Origin of the sequence: Burkholderia stabilis, from assembly GCF_001742165.1 — a bacterium.
In the GTDB taxonomy this organism is placed as follows: Bacteria; Pseudomonadota; Gammaproteobacteria; order Burkholderiales; family Burkholderiaceae; genus Burkholderia; species Burkholderia stabilis.
This window is the reverse complement of record NZ_CP016442.1, coordinates 167,345-183,893: the sequence shown is the minus strand read 5'-3', so window position 1 is coordinate 183,893 and position 16,549 is coordinate 167,345. Positions and strand designations below refer to the sequence as shown.

Here is a 16,549-nt window from a genome sequence, read left to right as displayed (position 1 = left end):
CGCCAACAGACCAGCAGGAGGAGAACCGTGGTCGGCCTTGAAATCGTCCTTGCCCTGATCGCCGGCGCGATCGGCGTGTCCTTCCTGTTCCTGGCCTGGGTCTGGATCATGACCGCGATCTTCGGCCTGGTCCGTGCCCTGCTGCGCGCACCGTTCAGCCACGAGGCCCGGGCCGATCTGGCCGCCCTGCGGTTCCTGCGCCACCCGTTCTTCATCTTCGGACCGCGTGCGCCGACCGCCAAGATGCGGGACCTGGCGTTGCGCGTCGCCCAAGAACGTGGGGTGGCGCTGCCGCTGACCACCCTGCGCTCGTTTTACCGGACCCGCCGGTTCCTGAACGAGCACTCCCGGGACTGGCTCCCGCCGCGCGGTTGGTGATCCCGATTCGGACGCGTCGAAACGGTCGCCCAGGTGGCGGCCGTTCGCCGTTCAAGCCCGGGTGATCGGGTGACACACCGGCGCCTCCCGATGGTCAAGCAATCGTCCTGCGGTCCCCGTACAATCGTTCGCTTGCCCGCCCACCCGTCCGCTGAAGGATCCGTCGTATGAGCACCACCACGCCCACCATCGCGAGCCTGTCCGACCTGTTCACCCCGAGGAAATCGAGGGGATCGACAAGGCCCCGCTTCTACCCACCGGAACGCGCCACCCCACGTGGTTCGCCCTGTGCTCGAGGGAACCGCGCCCGGTCGACCACCTGGTCCACCTGGCGGTGCCGGCCATCGCCCAGGAGACCGGCGGCGAAACGTGGTTGAAGGATCTCGGTGACCGCCTGCGCAACCTCCAGGACGACAGCGGTGCGTCGTCGGCCCTGGCGGAGATCCGCGCGTACGGCGGCCTGCTCGAAGCAGGATTCGACGTCACGCCGATCATCCGGGCGAGCGACGCCACGCCTGACTTCACCGTGGACGCCGGCGACGGGCCGGTGACGGTCGAGGTGTTCTCGAAGCACCAGGACAAGCAACAGGACAAGCTGATGGCCGCGGCCAACACGCCCGACGGTGAGCACCCGTACGGGATCGAACGCTCGGAAACGACGGTGGGCGAGCGGACCCTCCGTATGGCCGTGACCGAGCTGACCCCGGGCGGTCGACCGGACCCGACGAAGGAAGGCGACAGCGTCCAGGCCAACCTCATCAGCAAGGTTTGCTCGATGAAGCCGGACGAGACCCAGGTGGCCCCCGACCGGCCGTGCGTGCTCATCGCCGACTTCACCCACTTCGGTGGCCCCACCACCTCCCAACTGCTCAAGCCGCACCAGATGTCCCCGCTCATCCGTGGGTTTCACGGACGGGCGCTGTGCAGCGGCGCCATGTGGTACGGGGTCTACGGCTGGAAGGGTGCGCCCGTGTTCGAGGACCCGTCCGCCCCGAAGCGCATGGGCCACGACGGGCGTTTCCGCCTCGACGGCAAAAAGAAGAGCCGCCTGTCGGCCGTCCTGTTCGTGTTCCACGAGGACGTCGTGCTGCTCGAAAACCCGTGGGCGGATCGGCCGCTGCCGCCGCTCGCCCGATTCGCGTTCGGCCGCTACCCGTATTTCAACCTGCCGTACTCGATCGCCGACTGGCACCCGGGCAACACCCTGGCGATCGTCGACGCCCAGCGCCGGATGATCGAAGCGTTCGACCACTGACCCCGTGGGGCCGCCGGACCACCGGCGCCCCGCCAAGAACAACCACCCCGAACAACCACCCGCAGGAGACCACGAGACCATGGCGATTGATCCCAACCTGGTGAAGGCGTTTGGCGACGTGCTGCGCAAGCACGGCGTCGAGGTCACGAAAGAGACCGTCGAGAAAATCAAGGAAACGCTGGGCTACGTCCCGCGGATCGGCGTGCTGGGCAAGACGGGCGTGGGCAAGTCCGCTCTGTTCAACGCGCTGTTCGGTCACGACGTCGCCGAGGTCAGCGACGTGTCGGCGTGCACCCGCCACCCCCAGCAGGCGCTGCTCGAGATGCAGGGCGACCTCTCCGGGGTGTTCCTCCTGGACCTGCCCGGCCTGGGCGAGAGCGCTGAGCGTGACGCGGAGTACAGCGCGCTGTACAAGAGCGTGCTGCCCGAGCTGGACCTCGTGCTGTGGGTGGTGAAGGCCGACGACCGGGCCCTGGCCGCCGACAAGGCGTATTACCAAAGCATCGTGGAGCCCGAGATCGGGCGCAACGCCACGCCGTTCCTGGTGGTGGTCAACCAGTGCGACAAGCTCGAACCGACCGACGACTGGATCCGCGACGAGCGCCGCCCGGGCCCTGTGCAGCTCGCCAACATCGAGCAGAAGCGCTCGGACGTGGGCGCCCTCTTCAACCTGCCCAACGCCGAGGTCTGCACCGTGTCGGCCACCCGCCGGTGGCAGCTCACCGAACTGGTCGATCGCATGGTCGAGGCGCTGCCGGACCGTGCCAAGTTCGGGTTCGTGCAGGGGACCGAGAAACAGCACGTGTCGGAGAATGCCAGGCAACAGGGAAACGTAAGCGCGGTGAAGACGATGCTGAAGGCGATCGGGATCGCGGCCGGAGCGGCCATCGTCGCCGTGCTGCTGGGCACCCTCGCCGCCCGCGCCGCTGACCGCGACTGAACGAAAAAGCGGCCCCGCGCGGGGCCGTCAAAACACACACCGCGCGATCCGAGGGCCTACGTGCGCGGTACGGTCCTACACCTGAGAGGGTGCCATCTTAAGCCATGCCTTGGGTGCCCTCGTCGACCGCCTGGTGCCCGGCCGCACGTGAGCGGTCAGTGGAGCACCACCAGCCCGAGCAGCACGACCACGATCCCCACGCCCCAGGCGATGACCTTCCAGGGCAGCGGATCGCCGCTCGTCACCGTCACCTGGTCCGGGCTGATCGGCACGGCCACCACGCCGTTCGGCACCAGCGACTTCACCACCTTGTCGGTGATCATGACGTCGACCTTCGAGCACCAGTCGCTCGCGATCTGGCGCACCGGCACCGAGGACGCTTTCACCGAGCCGTTGGCGGGCACCATCCCGTAGCCCAAGCCCAAACCGCCGATGTTGGCGTGCACCCCGTAGCGCGTCGGGTTGGTCACCGTGCCGCTGTGCGTGTACGTGCGGTACGACGTCCCCGTGTGGCGTGATGTCCCGTCGCGTATGACCATCGGGCCCGGGATGTACTCCTTCTGGCTGGTGCGCGTCACCTCGATCTTCAACGCCAGTGCCGCGATGATCTGCCCCGCCCAGGCGAACCCGTCCTGCACCGCCGTTTCCGCCCGCTGCCGTGCGCCCACCAGGTCCCGGCGGTCCAGCATCGCCTTGATCTCCTGGAACGCGGTGGTCGCCCGTTGGATCGCCACGCGCTCCCGCTCCGCCGCTTCCTGCTGCTGCGCCTGACGCTGCTGCTCCGCGATGCGTGCCTTCACCGCCTGGATCGCCCGATCGTCGCCCGCGGACGCCGCGCGTTGCAGGAAGCCCTCGGCCTCGACCGGCGCGCTCCCCTTCAACTGGCGGTAGAGCGTGAACATCGCCCGGGCGTCGCCCTGGTTCGCCGCACGTCGGTACCAGTCCAGCCCGCTGGTGGCGCTGCGGTCCACGCCCTCGCCGTTCACGTAGCAGTGGCCCACGTTGACCATGGCTCGCACGTCACCGCCCTCCGCCAGGGGGAGCCAGGCCTTGAAACCGGCGTACCAGTCCGACGGCAACTGGTCCCCGATGAAGTACAGGTCCTGGGCCTTGATCGCCTGGTCGATCTGTTCCTGGAAGCTGCTCATACTCGTGTCCTTTTTCTTCTGGTGCAGGGTGCGCCGGACGGCCGACGATCACCCGAGGTTGCCCGCCGGGTCGAACCGGTAGATCCACACGCGGTAGTCGTAGAAGGCCGAGCTGACCACGCTCATGGCGCTCGTGTCGCCGAGCGGTACGTACTTTGCCACGTAAGCGATCCGGGCGTTGATCGCGTCCAGGCGCACCTGCAACGGGTTCGCCTGGAACATGGGGCCCGTGTTCGTCAGCGGGACGCTCATGGCCCGCAACGGGGGAAGCGGACCACGGGTTCGCTGGTCGCCCGTGTTCGCCACGTTGATCGGCGCCCGGGTCTGGTCGATCTTGTCGACGATCGCCTGCGGGTTGAGCTGGCCCACCTGACCTACGGCGTCCCGCACCGCGATCGGCACGTCGCAGACCTGGAACACCTCGTCGTGCGAGTGCTTCGCGTTGGTCCAGATGGTCGCGCGCACCTTCCAGCAGGGCTGGCTCGCGCCAAACGTCAGGTATTCCAGGGCGACCCGCGGGTATTGCAGCTTGCCGTAGTTCGCGAGCTGCTGGTTCTGCCCGCCGAAGAGCCCCTGCAAGCTGTTCCCGCCCGAGAGCGGCGTGTAGACCGGGCCGGCCGCGTTGGTGACGTCGCCGCCACCGCCCCCGCTGCCCCCGGTCACGCTGTGGATCGCGTTCTCGACCGTGCTGTTGGCCTTCTGGACGAAGCCGTTCACGTCCGGCCCGCCGTTCGCGCACGCGGCCAGCAGGCCGCACAAAACCGTCGTCGCTGCGACGGGCAAGACGTGGTGCTTCATCGTTTCCCTCTTTCTTGTTGGTTGGTCCCTCGCGTCGGACGCGCCCATCGGACGCCGCCGCCCCGCGTTAGCCGGTCACAAAAAGCTGTTGAGCCGTTGGTACAACGTCGATTCGAGGCTGTTGGCCGAATCGGCGGAATGCAGGTAGAGCGGACCGCCCCCGGTGTCCTTAAACGTGGCGTTCCATGCCGCGTCGAACGCAGCATTGAGCCGCGGGTCCACCACCCCGGGCCCAGACGCGCACACGTTGTACTGGCCGGCCGGGAGGCCCACGGTCTGCGATGCCGTTGGGATCAGCCCGTTGGGGATCGCCTGGGCACACGCCGCTTCCGCCTGCGCCTTGAAGGTGGCCAGGAACGCCGGCATGCTGGTCATCGGGAAGCCCAACCCACCGCTCGCGGAGCTGGTGATGTACCCGATCGTGGCCTCGTAGGCCGAATACGCCGCGCCCATGTCCGTGTTCGCGTTCGACGTGCTCAGGAGGTCCGACGCCTGCACGGCCGCCAGGATGCTCGCCTTGCTGGCCAGTGGCAGGTGGCTAATCGTTGTGGCCATACCCTCCTGGTAGAACGTCGGGGTGCCCAGGAACGGCTCCGTGAGCGAGTAGATGGCCGCATGGGTGCCCTCGTGAACGAACAGGTCGGCGTAGGACTGCCCCACGGGTGCCGTGTAGCTGGTCGCCCCCGGGTACCTCGCGTCGAACGACGCCGCATCGGCGCTCATCACCTGCATGACCGGGCCCACGCCGGTGCCGGTCTGCCCCACCAAGCTCGTCCCGGTTTCGCCCGCGCTCTGGCCCAGCGAGGGATCCACGCAGACCTGGATCCGGTTGGTGCCGTCGAACGCCACCCCGGTGGACGTCAGGCCCATGGCCGTGCGGATCTGCGGGATCGCCTGTTCCAGCAGGTCCGCCGCCAGCTCCTGCGCTTTGAGGGATGCCCCCGCGGAGAACACGATCGCGTTGGGCGTGACGATCACCGTGCCGCTGACCTTCGACGGGGTCGCGCAGTTCGACGACAGTCCGCTGTTGTAGGTGCTGAACGCAGGGCCGCTGTAGCTGGTTTGCACGGCCGCCACGATGGACGCCGGTGGGGTGTAGGCAGCCAGGAGCGCCGCCCCGTTGCTGGTCGTGGTGCCCGTCGAGCCCGTGCCGTTGGAGCTGGTGGTTCCGCTGCTGCTACCGTTGCCCCCACCACCACCGCCGCACCCGGCGAGCGCCAGGGCGAGTAGCGTGAGGCCGGCCGCGGTGGTGCCGCGACGCGTGGTCCGTTTCATGTTGGTCCCTCGTGCTGGTTGTCGTTGGCCATCCGCCCAGCGCTACGCTGTGCTATGGCACGTCCTGGTTTCCATTTCGGCCGAACCAGCCCAACCGTGACGTGATCGCGTCGAGCTGAAACAGGCCGTCCTTCGTCCGCCCGACCGGCACCCCCGATGCCACCGGTGCGTTGAGGTCCAGGCGCTGATCTCTGATCGTCGACAAGCCGCGGTGCCGATTGCCATGGCCGCGGTTGCGCGATGGTGATGCTGAATGGGTTGCCCCGGTGCTTCGTGCTGCTCTTGCTCTGATTCTGGGCGGGAGTTTACGGGTACCCACGGCAGAACACAACAGCTCAGATCATTTGATGACGCAAAATGCAACTCCCCACACCCTGCCCCGGTACCAGGTCGATGGGGAACGCCCACCGCCCGGTGAACACCTCCCCCGTGGCCATGGCACGGATCAGTGCGCGCCGGCGGGCTGGTCAGGCTTGCCCTGATCCCGGACGTAGCGCGTGATCCGCCGCTTGGCGCCCAACAGGGTCTTGCAGGGCACCAGGTCGAACCCGCCGTCGTCGTGGCGGAGCTGGACCTTGATCTCCTCGACGCTGCTGCGGTCCGGGATGGCGATGTGGATGGTGTGACCGCGATAACCGAAGCTGTGAAACATGACCTTCTCCTGGTGGTGGTGCCGTTGAGCTGACCGGCTCCGAGCTTGGAGGCCCGCTTTTGACCTGGCCGTTGACGTTGTTCCGTCGAGCCTGCGTGCCTTGCGTCGTTGCCGCCGTTTTCCTGAGTTCTCGTCCCTCGACGGGGTGGCCAAGGGCACGGGGACGGTCAAGGATTCGAGCGCCAGGTGGTGCGGGCCGCGCAGCAACACGGCCTGGTGCGCCTTGACGGGCGTCGGGCCCGAGGCATGGTCGCGGGGAAGGACGGGAACGGGGAAAACGGGGACGTCGGCAGCGCCGCTGCTGGGGAGATGGAACGCCTCGCGGCGAGCGGGTGGACGGGGTAAGCCCGTGCCCTGGCACGTGTTGCTGTTCGACCGGTGGTGAGGCTTTACGGGAACCGTCGGTGCCCTGTCCGGGCTCGCCCGGTCCTTGGTCCAGGTCCGGCCAGGCCATCCCCGGGATGCCTGGACAGCCCGAAGGGACCGCCCCACGGTGCTCAGCGGGGATCGGTCCAAGCGGTCCAGGCTTTTCCTCCCTGGATCAGAAAGGAAACCCCATAGGTCGCCGTCCATGGGAGACGGTGACCTATCCACCGACCGGGGATCACGTCGCCGTTTCCCGTGCTCGTCGAGCACCCGCTTTTCACCCGGACTCCCTGGACCGCCTGGTCGGCGCCCGCCGAACCGTTGCCCCGCCGGGCCTCCGTGCCACCGCACGGTCCAAGCCTGGTTAGCGCCGGCCCTGGACGGCGTCCGTCGACGCCCTGGACAGCCCGGGTCCGGTGAGCCCGTGCCCGGGCGGATCCGGCCGTGAGTCGCGCACCGCCCAGGTGACGACGGTCCGGCGACTCAGGTCCAAGGTATCGCTCCTCGACACTTCGTCCTGAGCGGCAAGGCGGTCCCACAGGACGCCTCCCGCGTACCAACCGAGCACGAACGAAGGAACAACGATGGCTGCTTTCCAACCGAACAACGGCGTGAAATCCACGGGCACCCGCAAGGTGAAGGATTCGGTCGAGCTGCACTACGCCGACCGTCTGGAAAAGGACGCGAATCTGGCCGTGGGTAGCGGCGAGACGCCGGAGCTTTTCCGCTGGAACGGCGTGTACTGGGAAGCCCAGCGCGACGTCGCGCTGGAACAGGACGCGCTCGCCCAGCTCAAAAAGCTGGACCCGGCAAAGTACAGCGTGGGCAAGGCCCGCTCGATGGTCGAGACCGCCGTTACCCGTCTGGCCGGGCACAAGCCCCTGCCCGTGCCGCCGAAGTCGACCGGGGTGCTCGTGCCGTTGAAGGACGGTCTGCTGGAGGTGCAGCCGTCCGGGCTGGTGAAGGCCCACCGGCCGGACCCGTCGTTCGGGGTCACGCACGCCGTCAACGCGTCGATCGACTGGTCGCGCGTCGGTGCGGACGGCACGTACGCCCTGCTCCCGTTGAACCCGGAGAGCCGCTTCGGCCGCTTCATCACGCAGGTCCAGCCGAGCCCGGCGATGCGCGACTACCTCGCCGAGTGCTTCGGGTCGACCCTCTCCACGATGAACGTGCAGAAGGCCATCATCTTGGAGGGATCCGGGGCCAACGGTAAGAGCCTCTGCCTGCAGATCCTGTCGTGCTTCCACGCCAACCCGGTGGCATTCGACCTCTCGCGTCTGGACGGCGAGTTCAACACCGAGCCGCTGGTCCACGCCACGCTGGTCACCGTGTCGGAAGCGCCCCCGCGCAAGCGCCCGATCAACGAGAACCTGTTCAAGGCGTGGGTGGCCCGTGACCCGGTGTCGGTGAACCGCAAGAACCGCGTGCCCTTGACGGTGAAGCCGCGGGCCTCGTGGGTGCTGGCTATGAACGAAGCCATGGGCTTCTCGGACATGTCCCACGGGTTCCTGCGCCGCATCGCCAACGTGCCGTTCACGCAGACGATCCGCGCCGAGGACCAGATCCCGGACCTCGACCGCCTGATCACCGAAAGCCCGGCGGAAATGGCGATCGCGCTGGACTGGCTGCTGGCCGGCCTCATCGCGCTGACCAAGCGCGGCCGTTTCATGAGCGACGACGAGCTGCCCGAGGAGGTCCGTTCGCACAAGGTGTCCCTGCGCAAGTCGAACGACACTGCGCTGGAATGGGCGGACGTGGTGGACGCCGGTCAGCCGGCCAACCCGAACCAGTGGGCGGACAAGGTGGTGGTCTACCGCGCGTACCGCGACTTCTGCGCTGACAACGGTCGTCACCCGGTGGAAGCGAACGAGTTCTGGAAGCGCCTGCGCCGTGACCTGCAGGCCTCGAAGGGGATCGACATCGGCGCCCCGGAGAACAATCGCCGCGCCCCGAAGGACTCGACCGGCAACCGCGCCCGCCTCGTGCGCATGCGCGCCGACGGGGTCCCGTCCGTGTCGCTCTCCGTGGCCGGGGCCCGCGACACCGCGTCGGTAAAGCTGCCGCTGCCGGAGATCGAGGACTTCTCCGACCACTTTGGCAAGCCCTCGGAGCATGGCCACGGGCCCGCCCGCGCCTAACGTCCCCGCCCCACGTTGCCCCCCTCCCAGCCCGGCCCAGCGCCGGGCTTCTCGCATGGGGCCCAGCCCCAAGCCTGCGGCGAGGTTGGGGTGGGCGACCGCCACTGTTCGGGTGCTGGGCGTGAGCCCCGGCAGTTTCCCGAAGGGTCCGGTGCCGTCCGGTATCATCGCCAGGCACGGCCGGACCACCGGTCGGCGATGACCACGGGGGCGGTAGCATGGAGCGCAACGCGCAACGCATCAACGATTTCCTGATCGACACGCTGGGCCTGTTCATGACCAACCGCACGTGGTCGTGGGACGCGTACACCGACGAGTGGCCATCGAGCGGCCAAGCGCAAGCGGTGGTGATGAAACTGTGGTCCAAGCGCCTCATCACCGCCGAGGACGGGACCGAAATGATCGAGGTCTGGGCCCCTCCGCCCTGGGTGAAGCCCGCCACCGCCGCTCGCCGGGAGCGGCAAAAGAACATCGCCCGCATCCAGTTCGGATCGCCCGTCTACGCGGTTCTCCGGCACGGTGAGGGGTCGGACAACACCCAGCCCTACCTCTACGACGCCTCGGTGCTCTACAAGCTCAACCGGGTGGTCACCGATGCCAGCGGTTTCGAGTTCGCCGTGGTCGAGCGCCGCGTGCCGGTCGACGAGTTCATCGCGCTGTACAGCGAGAACGCTCGTCCCGGCCTTGCCCAGGACCTCGACGACATCGACGCCCGCTACCCGGCGCCGGACCAGACCACCACGCGCCAAGCCCTCGTACAGGCGCGCATGGGTCAGGGCCGCTACCGCGCCGACCTGCTCGCTCAGTGGGGCGGTGCCTGCGCCGTCACCGGGTGCTCGGTCGGCACCCTGCTCGTCGCCTCTCACGCGATGGCCTGGGTCGACGCGGACGACGATCAGCGCCTGGACCCGGCCAACGGGCTCCCCCTGATCGCCAACCTGGACCGCCTGTTCGACAACCACCTGATCGCGTTCGACCCGGACACCGGGGACATGCTTGTGTCTGACGTCCTGTCGGCGAAGGACCGCGCGCTCGTGGGCGTGCCCGCCCCGCTGCGCAAGAAACCGACGAAGCGCCAGGCGGTCTACCTCCGCCACCACCTGGACCTGTTCATCGCCGCTCAGGAGGGCACGGAGGGCTGAACGCCCCCGCCCGTCTGTTAGCCAAACTTCACTTGGTCGGCCATGTCGCCGTACATCTGCTGCTGCCGAAGTGCAGCGATTTGGATGACCGCCGGGATGGTCACGCGATACGCGGCACCAGCGATGTCCACCGCCGTCCAGACGCCGCTGATGATCCAGCCGACCGGGCCGGTGAGAATCGCCATCGTGCGGGTCAGCAAAATGTTTCCACCGAACGAGAGCCCGCGGCCGATCAGGGCCTTCAACACCGCGTTAACGACGATCAACGTGAGCTGGTAGGACTTGAAGCCGCCCGCACGGAAGATCGTTTGGAAGACCATCACGAGCGCCGGCGACGTGATGTTCGCGAAGTCCTTGATGCCCAGTTCCTTGGCCAGCTCGCGGAGCTGCTCGGGTGTCATCTTCGCGAGCGCGTCCTGCAAAATCTTCATCAGCAAGTTGCCCTCGATCGTCTCGACAGAAGCCTTGGCGTTGTAGTTCACGTCCATCTTATCGCACACGTCGCAGAGCACCTCTTTGTACAACACGCCCTTACCACCACGGAACATGGTGGCGAACGTGTTGCCTCCGAAGCACTGCACCTCGGCCGCGATGAGTTGCCAGTATTTCCCGTGGTCCGGGGCGTACTTCTTGTAATCGTCCGCCATCGTCAGCTCTTCGGTTAACCTCGCGCTGCCATCCTTATCGTGGGTCAAGCAACGCACCAGGTCGTTCAGATCGCTCGATTTCATCTTGCCCAGAAACTCCAGATCCGGGTCGTGTCGATATGCCATTTGTGTTCTTTGCTCCGTGCTTGGTTGAATCGCAACGACGTTGAACGTCGTCTCCTGCATGGAATAACTCCATGCCAGCAGTCCCTCAAAGGGACCACCCGCCCTCTGAGCGCGTTTACGGCGGCTCACGAAAAACCTTAAGCGCCCGCTCCAAACCCACTCCTGTGCACCGCCGCACCTCCTCATGCTGGCTGCGACCAGCGAGCCGCTGATCAGACCTCGGCCGGACACTTGACACGCCCACAGATCCCGCTAGGTTGAAGGTATGCAAGACGTGCCACGGCACGGCCCCACAACCAGCGAGGAGCCTGACATGCCCGCCCATCTGTTCGACGGTCTCGCCGACGACGGCCTGCTCACCAAACAGCGTGTTCAACAGCTCGCCGAGGCCTACGGGGTGCAGCGCATGTTGCGCTCGCCCAAGGGGAACCGGGCCCGCCACCAGGCCGTGCGGGAAAACGAACGGGAGCAGGCCGCGAACCGCCAGGCCTGGCGCCGTGAAGCCCAGGGGAAGCGTTACGGGCAGTGGGCCGCCTGACCGCCCCGCTGGATCTGAAGAGCAAGGGGACGCGACGTTTCAGGGGTGAAGCGTTGCGATTTGAGGGGGCGCCATGCCCCCTCGTTTTCGTCTGGAGCCCCGGATTTCAAGCCGTGCCAAGGCACGGGCCAACGTGTTGCACCCAGGGCTTGCGCCCGCTCGAAAAGCCGCTACCCTGGGGTGATCGGACGCGTTCGCGCGCCCGCCACGTACAGTACAGGGGGAGACAGCATGGCCGACCAGCAGAACGCCCGTCCGGGCCTTTTCGGTTCCGTTCAGGAACGCGTGAGCAACCTGTGGGGCCGCGTGCGCGAGTTCCGCGCCGTGGAGACCGCCCGCACCGCGCCGGCGCCCGCCGCGTCCAAGCCGCTGGAGCAGTCCAGCGCTCAGGACGTGTTCGAGCTGACGGCCATGGCCGCCAGCGACGCGTCGAAGGCGGAGTTCCAGCGCTACATGGAACGGTTCCAGACCTCGCCCACCGCCGACTGGCTGCGTCAGCGCTACACCGACGGCCCGGATGCGTTCGACCGTGATCTGAACGCCGAGGCGACGAAGGCCCAGGCCGAAGCGCTGCGCGGGAACCTGCTGCACGAACGCCCGACCCCCGACACCATCGGCGACTTCCTGGCCCACACCGTGCCCGATCGCCTGCAGGACACGCTGCACCACACGATCTCGCACACGTTCCTCGAGCCCGTGGCGAAGGAGCATGGGGTCGACTGGCGCAGCCCGGAAGGGTTCGCCCTCTCCCAACAGTTCTACGTCGACGCGCCCGAATCGTGGCCGTCGAACTACGCGATGGAACTGCACAACATCACCGACAAGATGCCGGAAGACCTGCTGACCGACCTGGCCACCGGGCTGACCGCAGACGAGCGTGCGCTGTTCGACGAGCACCGCGCGTCCGTCGTGCACGATGCGGTGGCCTGGGTGTGGGAGACCCGCCCGGTCGACACCCCGGACGCGTCGATTTACCAGCAGTTCGAGGAGCACGCGCTGGGCCTCCTCGAAGAGCGTTCCGGCATCGACCTCACCCCGCAGCTCGACGAGCGCCTGCAAGCCGCCGAGGACCGCGACCTGCGTTGGCACGAGGTGGCCCCGCGCCAGGACGAGCTGCTGGAGCGGTTCGACAACACGCCGACGGGACAGGCGTTCAGCGCCTACGCGTACGAACGTAACCTGCCCACGGCCGAGCATCGCCAGTCGGCCCTGGACGTCGCGATCGCCGCCAACAACGACGTCATCGCCCCGGGCGTCGAGGTGCCCAACGGCATCACGCGTGCCGACCTGTTCGAACAGGGGTTCAAGGCGCGTCTGCTCGACGCGCTGACGCCGTTCGTCGACCACCTGCCAGCCGCCGAGCGTGACACCGCGCGCCAGCAGGCCGAGGAGGATCTGGTCGCCGTGTTCGCCCCCACCGACCTGCCCAGCCGCCAGATGGTGAACGATGCCGTCGAGAAGACGCTGGGCGTGACCGCCCCGGCGCCGGCGAAGGCCCAGGCCACCACCCAGCAGCGTGCCCAGCCGGTCGCCGCGCGTGCACCGGCCTCGCCGTCGCTCGCCCCGTCGAGCACGCCGTCCGTCGCCGCAACCGAGCAGGTCGAGCAGGCCCAGGCCCCTGCTTCCTCGTCCACGGCCACGGCCACCACCACCCCGGCCGCGAAGGTCCAGGACGGTGCTCCCGCCCAGGCTGCGGAAACGGTGGCTGCGCCCGAGCGCGTGCCGACCGGCCCGTGGGACAACTACCCGGGCAAGTGGGGCGTGGCCGTCTACGACTCCTGGCGTGCCCGCTACGCCGACCCGGCGAACAACGTGGCGATGAGCCCGCGTGAGGACGCCCCGGACGGCTTCGTGAAGAACGCCAAGGGCGAGCGTCTGGGTCTGTTCGACGCCGCTGCGTTCGTGAAGGCGCTCCCGGAAGGGACCAGCCGCACCGACTCGTTCGTGGCGCTGGACAACGCGTACAAGGCCCACGAGGAGGCCATGTACGTCAGCCGGATGAACAGCACCGGTCCGGACACCATCCGCTTGGACCTGGTGAAGGCCGCCGAGCACGCGTCGTTCAACGCCGAGCGTTCCGCCCTGCTCCGCGGGACGCCCGACCAGGTTGCGGCGAACCGCGAAATGGCGCGTGAGGCCTTCGGGGCCCTGTTCGCCTACGACGTGAAGCACGGTCACCCGATCACCGACCCGGACCGTGACCTGAGCAGCGGGGCCACGGTGCAGGAGCAGTACAACTGGGTCAAGCGCGAGGACACCCGCGAGGATGGCCGCCTCGTGGCGCGCAAGGAAGTCGGTGCGTCCGTGCTGGGGACCGTGCCCAGCGAGGGCCACCTGTTCATGACCCTGATGACCGGTCAGGGCGAGCTGATCGTGGGCCGCCGCCGGTCCATGATCGGGTTCAAGCCGTTGCAGGTCACCCCGCTCGAACGCAGCGAGTTCACCGCGCCGCAGGAGATCCGCACCGCGATCGCGAAGGCGCACGCCGAGGAGGTCGCCGCGAAGAACGCCAAGGTCCACGAGCTGCAGGAGGCGCAGAACGCCGTCCGCGTCGAGCTGGAAAAGGTCCAGGCGAAGGAGAAGGCCCAGGAGGCGGCCGTTGCCCAGCCGTTCGTGCCCGAGCCCGATTACCAGAAGACCGACGCGGTGGTCATCGCCCGCGGGAAGCTGGTCGATCACGGGGTCGACGACATCAAGATCAACGGCCAGGACCCGATGCCGTACGCGTCGATCGAGGACCGCGAGGGGAACGTGCGCCGCATCTACGGCCACGACGTTCCGCGCGCCCTGCAAGAGGGCAACGTGCTTCCCGGCATGACCGTGGAGCTGCGCGGCGACACGACCAACTACATGAAGCTCGACCAGAAGACCGGCGAGGAGTACCCCGCCACGGCGGTCCACTTCAGCGCCCGTCCGCACAACTTCGAGCAGTACGACGCCCAGCAGCGCGCGAAGCACGATGCGCTGGCGAACCAGGCGAAGGAGAAGGAACTGGCCGCGGCCCAGGGCATCCTGCCGTTCGTGCCGCAACCGGATTACGCCCGGACGGCCAGCGAGCATTACGCCCGCGGCACGCTGCTCGAGCAGGGTGTCCGCCCGTACCAGGACCGGGAAGGCGCCAAGCCCTCCCCGTTCGCCGTGGTGGAAGGCCGGGACGGTGAGAAGCACACCGTCTGGGGCAAGGACCTGGCGAAGGCCATCGAGGTCGGCGGGGTCCAGATCGGCGAAACCGTGGAGCTGCGTGCGTACCGCACCGAACCGAAGACCGTCCAGCTCGCCAACGGTGAGCAGCGGGTGGTGCCCCAGTCCACCTGGTCGGCCGCCCCGCACGATTTCGTGGCCCACGAAACGCAGCAGCGCGAGGCGCACGAAGCCCTGCACGGCAAGATCCGCCAGGAGGTGGCCCTGACCGTCGAGGAACGCATGGCCTCGTGGCTGGACGCGAGCGTCCAGAACCCCGAGCACTACCAGCCGATGGCGCGCGACCAGAAGGCCGGGTCGACCACGACCCTGGCCAGCGCCGCGGCCGAGCAGACCAAGGTCGTCGCCCAGGAGGAACTCTCCGCCGAGGCCCAGCGCCAGGCGGGGATCCAGGCCGCCATGAACGCGCCGGCCGCCTCGTTGAACGCCGACGTGCTGAACGAAGGGTTCAACTCGATCAACGTGAAGGGCTTCACGCAGCACGGCGTCGCGTACAGCATGTCCATGGGCGGCCAGACCGTCGAAGGGGTCGCGCCGTGGAACCGTGAGGCGAACAGCCTGGACGGGGCCACCAGCCCGGCCATCAACCATATGACCGCCGGTGCGCGCCTGAACAACGCGATGGGCGGCCCGATCTCGCCCGACGATCGCGCGTTCGTGAACGACGCGCTGCACGAGCACCTGGAAGCGCAGACCCAGGCGTTCGTGCGCGAGCACGGCCACCAGCTCGTGCCGATCGAAGCCCGCCTGCCGAATCGCCAGAACGGTGGCCTCGCCGCACGTCTGGACACTTGGGCCCAAGCCCAGGCGCAGAACGCCGAGCAGGACCAGCAGAAGGGTCGCGGTGAGCAGGGCCAGGCCACGCTCGTGCCGGCCGCCGCCACGGTGGAGCCGGTGCAGACGGTGCAGGCGGTCCAGCCCGTCGCCGAAGCGCAGGTGGTTGCCCCGTCCACGGTCAGCGTGGGCAAGGCCGAGGACCTGCGCCCGGTCGGAGCCACGCCGCTGATGGCCACCACCCCGCCGGCCGAGCGCGCGCCGCAGGAGCAGCAGGTCGCCGCGCCGATCGTCGATCGCGAAGCCAAGCTCGTGCCCCCGGGCCAGTCGAACGCGCACGTGCCGCAGCAGGACGCCACCAGCACCACCAAGGCCCTCGACAGCCTGATGTCGTGGACGGGTGGCCCTGCCGCGCAGGACCGCGAGTCCGCCCGCGCGGTGGCGGAGCCGGCCCACCAGGCCGACCGTCCGATCGCCGAGCGCGAGGCCAAGCTCCTGCCCCCGGGCCAGGCCAACGTGCAGGCGCCGCAGCAGGAGGTCGAGGGCACCGCCAAGGCTCTGGACAGCCTGATGTCGTGGACGGGTGGCGATCGCGAGCCGGTCCGCGTGGTGGGTGCCCCCGCCGCGCCGGCCCAGCAGGCCGAGCGCCCCATCGTCGAGCGCGAGGCCAAGCTGCTGCCGCCGGGCCAGTCGGGCGTGCAAGCGCCGCAGCAGCAGGTTACTGGCACCGCGAAGGCCCTGGACAGCCTCATGTCCTGGACCGGTGGCGCTGCCACGCAGGACCGGAAGGACGCGGCGCCCATCGTGGTGGATCCGAACAAGCCGCTGGCCCCGCAGGTCCACGAGCACAACGACCGTGTCCGCGAGAACAGCGACGCGGCGAAGCAGTTGTGGGAAAGCCTCGAGCTGCGTGGTCCGAAGGCCGAAGCCGCGCAGCGTGCACGCCTGGGCCTGCCGCCGGTGAACCAGGCGCAAGGCGTGAGCCAGACCCAGACGGGCCCCGCCCAGGATCTTGGCAAGCGCCGCGAGCTGAAGCTGAGCCTTGACGACGAGTACGAGCGCCGCCGCTGATCCGCAACGTCTCCTCCCGCCCTGTCCGGCATGGGCAGGGCCCCTGCCCCGGGTTCGCCCCGGGGCATTTTTGTGCCCATCGCTCCCGTTCGCCACC

Annotated in this window: 12 protein-coding genes; 7 read left to right on the top strand and 5 right to left on the bottom strand. The window is 68.3% G+C overall.

What is annotated here, in order from left to right:
* Positions 1 to 27 precede the first annotated feature (27 nt).
* The 3 genes from BBJ41_RS00805 to BBJ41_RS00795 all read left to right on the top strand — a co-directional run bounded on the left by BBJ41_RS00805 (position 28) and on the right by BBJ41_RS00795 (position 2,573).
* Positions 28 to 378 (top strand): hypothetical protein, encoded by a 351-nt coding sequence (locus tag BBJ41_RS00805; RefSeq protein WP_069744894.1) that lies wholly within the window; start codon positions 28 to 30, stop codon positions 376 to 378.
* A 334-nt stretch (positions 379 to 712) separates the two neighbouring features.
* Complete coding sequence (locus BBJ41_RS00800; RefSeq protein WP_083281770.1) at positions 713 to 1,633, top strand: hypothetical protein; 921 nt, start codon at positions 713 to 715, stop codon at positions 1,631 to 1,633.
* Positions 1,634 to 1,712: 79 nt separating this feature from the next.
* A complete protein-coding gene (locus BBJ41_RS00795; protein WP_069744892.1) occupies positions 1,713 to 2,573 on the top strand; it encodes a GTPase family protein in 861 nt (286 codons plus the stop codon).
* 155 nt (positions 2,574 to 2,728) lie between these two features.
* Here BBJ41_RS00795 and BBJ41_RS00790 read toward each other — a convergent pair whose 3' ends face one another.
* The 4 genes from BBJ41_RS00790 to BBJ41_RS00775 form a co-directional block, all read right to left on the bottom strand.
* Positions 2,729 to 3,721, bottom strand: a complete 993-nt coding sequence (locus BBJ41_RS00790; RefSeq protein ID WP_069744891.1) for a tetratricopeptide repeat protein — start codon at positions 3,719 to 3,721, stop codon at positions 2,729 to 2,731.
* A gap of 48 nt (positions 3,722 to 3,769) precedes the next feature.
* Entirely contained in the window at positions 3,770 to 4,519 is a 750-nt protein-coding gene (locus BBJ41_RS00785; protein ID WP_069744890.1) for a hypothetical protein, read from the bottom strand.
* A 75-nt stretch (positions 4,520 to 4,594) separates the two neighbouring features.
* On the bottom strand, positions 4,595 to 5,794 hold the full coding sequence (locus BBJ41_RS00780) for a hypothetical protein (RefSeq protein WP_069744889.1): 1,200 nt from the start codon (positions 5,792 to 5,794) through the stop codon (positions 4,595 to 4,597).
* A 445-nt stretch (positions 5,795 to 6,239) separates the two neighbouring features.
* A complete protein-coding gene (locus BBJ41_RS00775; RefSeq protein WP_069744888.1) occupies positions 6,240 to 6,446 on the bottom strand; it encodes a hypothetical protein in 207 nt (68 codons plus the stop codon).
* A 950-nt stretch (positions 6,447 to 7,396) separates the two neighbouring features.
* On the opposite strand from BBJ41_RS00775, the gene BBJ41_RS00765 reads away from it, so the two are divergent.
* Together BBJ41_RS00765 and BBJ41_RS00760 are read left to right on the top strand one after the other, a co-directional pair.
* Positions 7,397 to 8,953 (top strand): DNA primase family protein, encoded by a 1,557-nt coding sequence (locus BBJ41_RS00765; protein ID WP_069744886.1) that lies wholly within the window; start codon positions 7,397 to 7,399, stop codon positions 8,951 to 8,953.
* A gap of 218 nt (positions 8,954 to 9,171) precedes the next feature.
* On the top strand, positions 9,172 to 10,095 hold the full coding sequence (locus BBJ41_RS00760; RefSeq protein WP_069744885.1) for an HNH endonuclease: 924 nt from the start codon (positions 9,172 to 9,174) through the stop codon (positions 10,093 to 10,095).
* A gap of 17 nt (positions 10,096 to 10,112) precedes the next feature.
* On the opposite strand, the gene BBJ41_RS00755 is transcribed toward BBJ41_RS00760, so the two are convergent.
* Positions 10,113 to 10,928, bottom strand: a complete 816-nt coding sequence (locus BBJ41_RS00755; RefSeq protein WP_236872043.1) for a YaaW family protein — start codon at positions 10,926 to 10,928, stop codon at positions 10,113 to 10,115.
* A 253-nt stretch (positions 10,929 to 11,181) separates the two neighbouring features.
* Here BBJ41_RS00755 and BBJ41_RS00750 point away from each other — a divergent pair, with 253 nt between their 5' ends.
* Together BBJ41_RS00750 and BBJ41_RS00745 are read left to right on the top strand one after the other, a co-directional pair.
* Positions 11,182 to 11,406, top strand: coding sequence for a hypothetical protein (locus BBJ41_RS00750; RefSeq protein ID WP_146121702.1), 225 nt, complete (start codon positions 11,182 to 11,184; stop codon positions 11,404 to 11,406).
* A 231-nt stretch (positions 11,407 to 11,637) separates the two neighbouring features.
* Positions 11,638 to 16,452 carry a hypothetical protein gene (locus BBJ41_RS00745; RefSeq protein WP_069744883.1) on the top strand — a complete coding sequence of 1,605 codons (4,815 nt, stop codon included), beginning with the start codon at positions 11,638 to 11,640 and terminating at the stop codon, positions 16,450 to 16,452.
* Positions 16,453 to 16,549 lie beyond the last annotated feature (97 nt).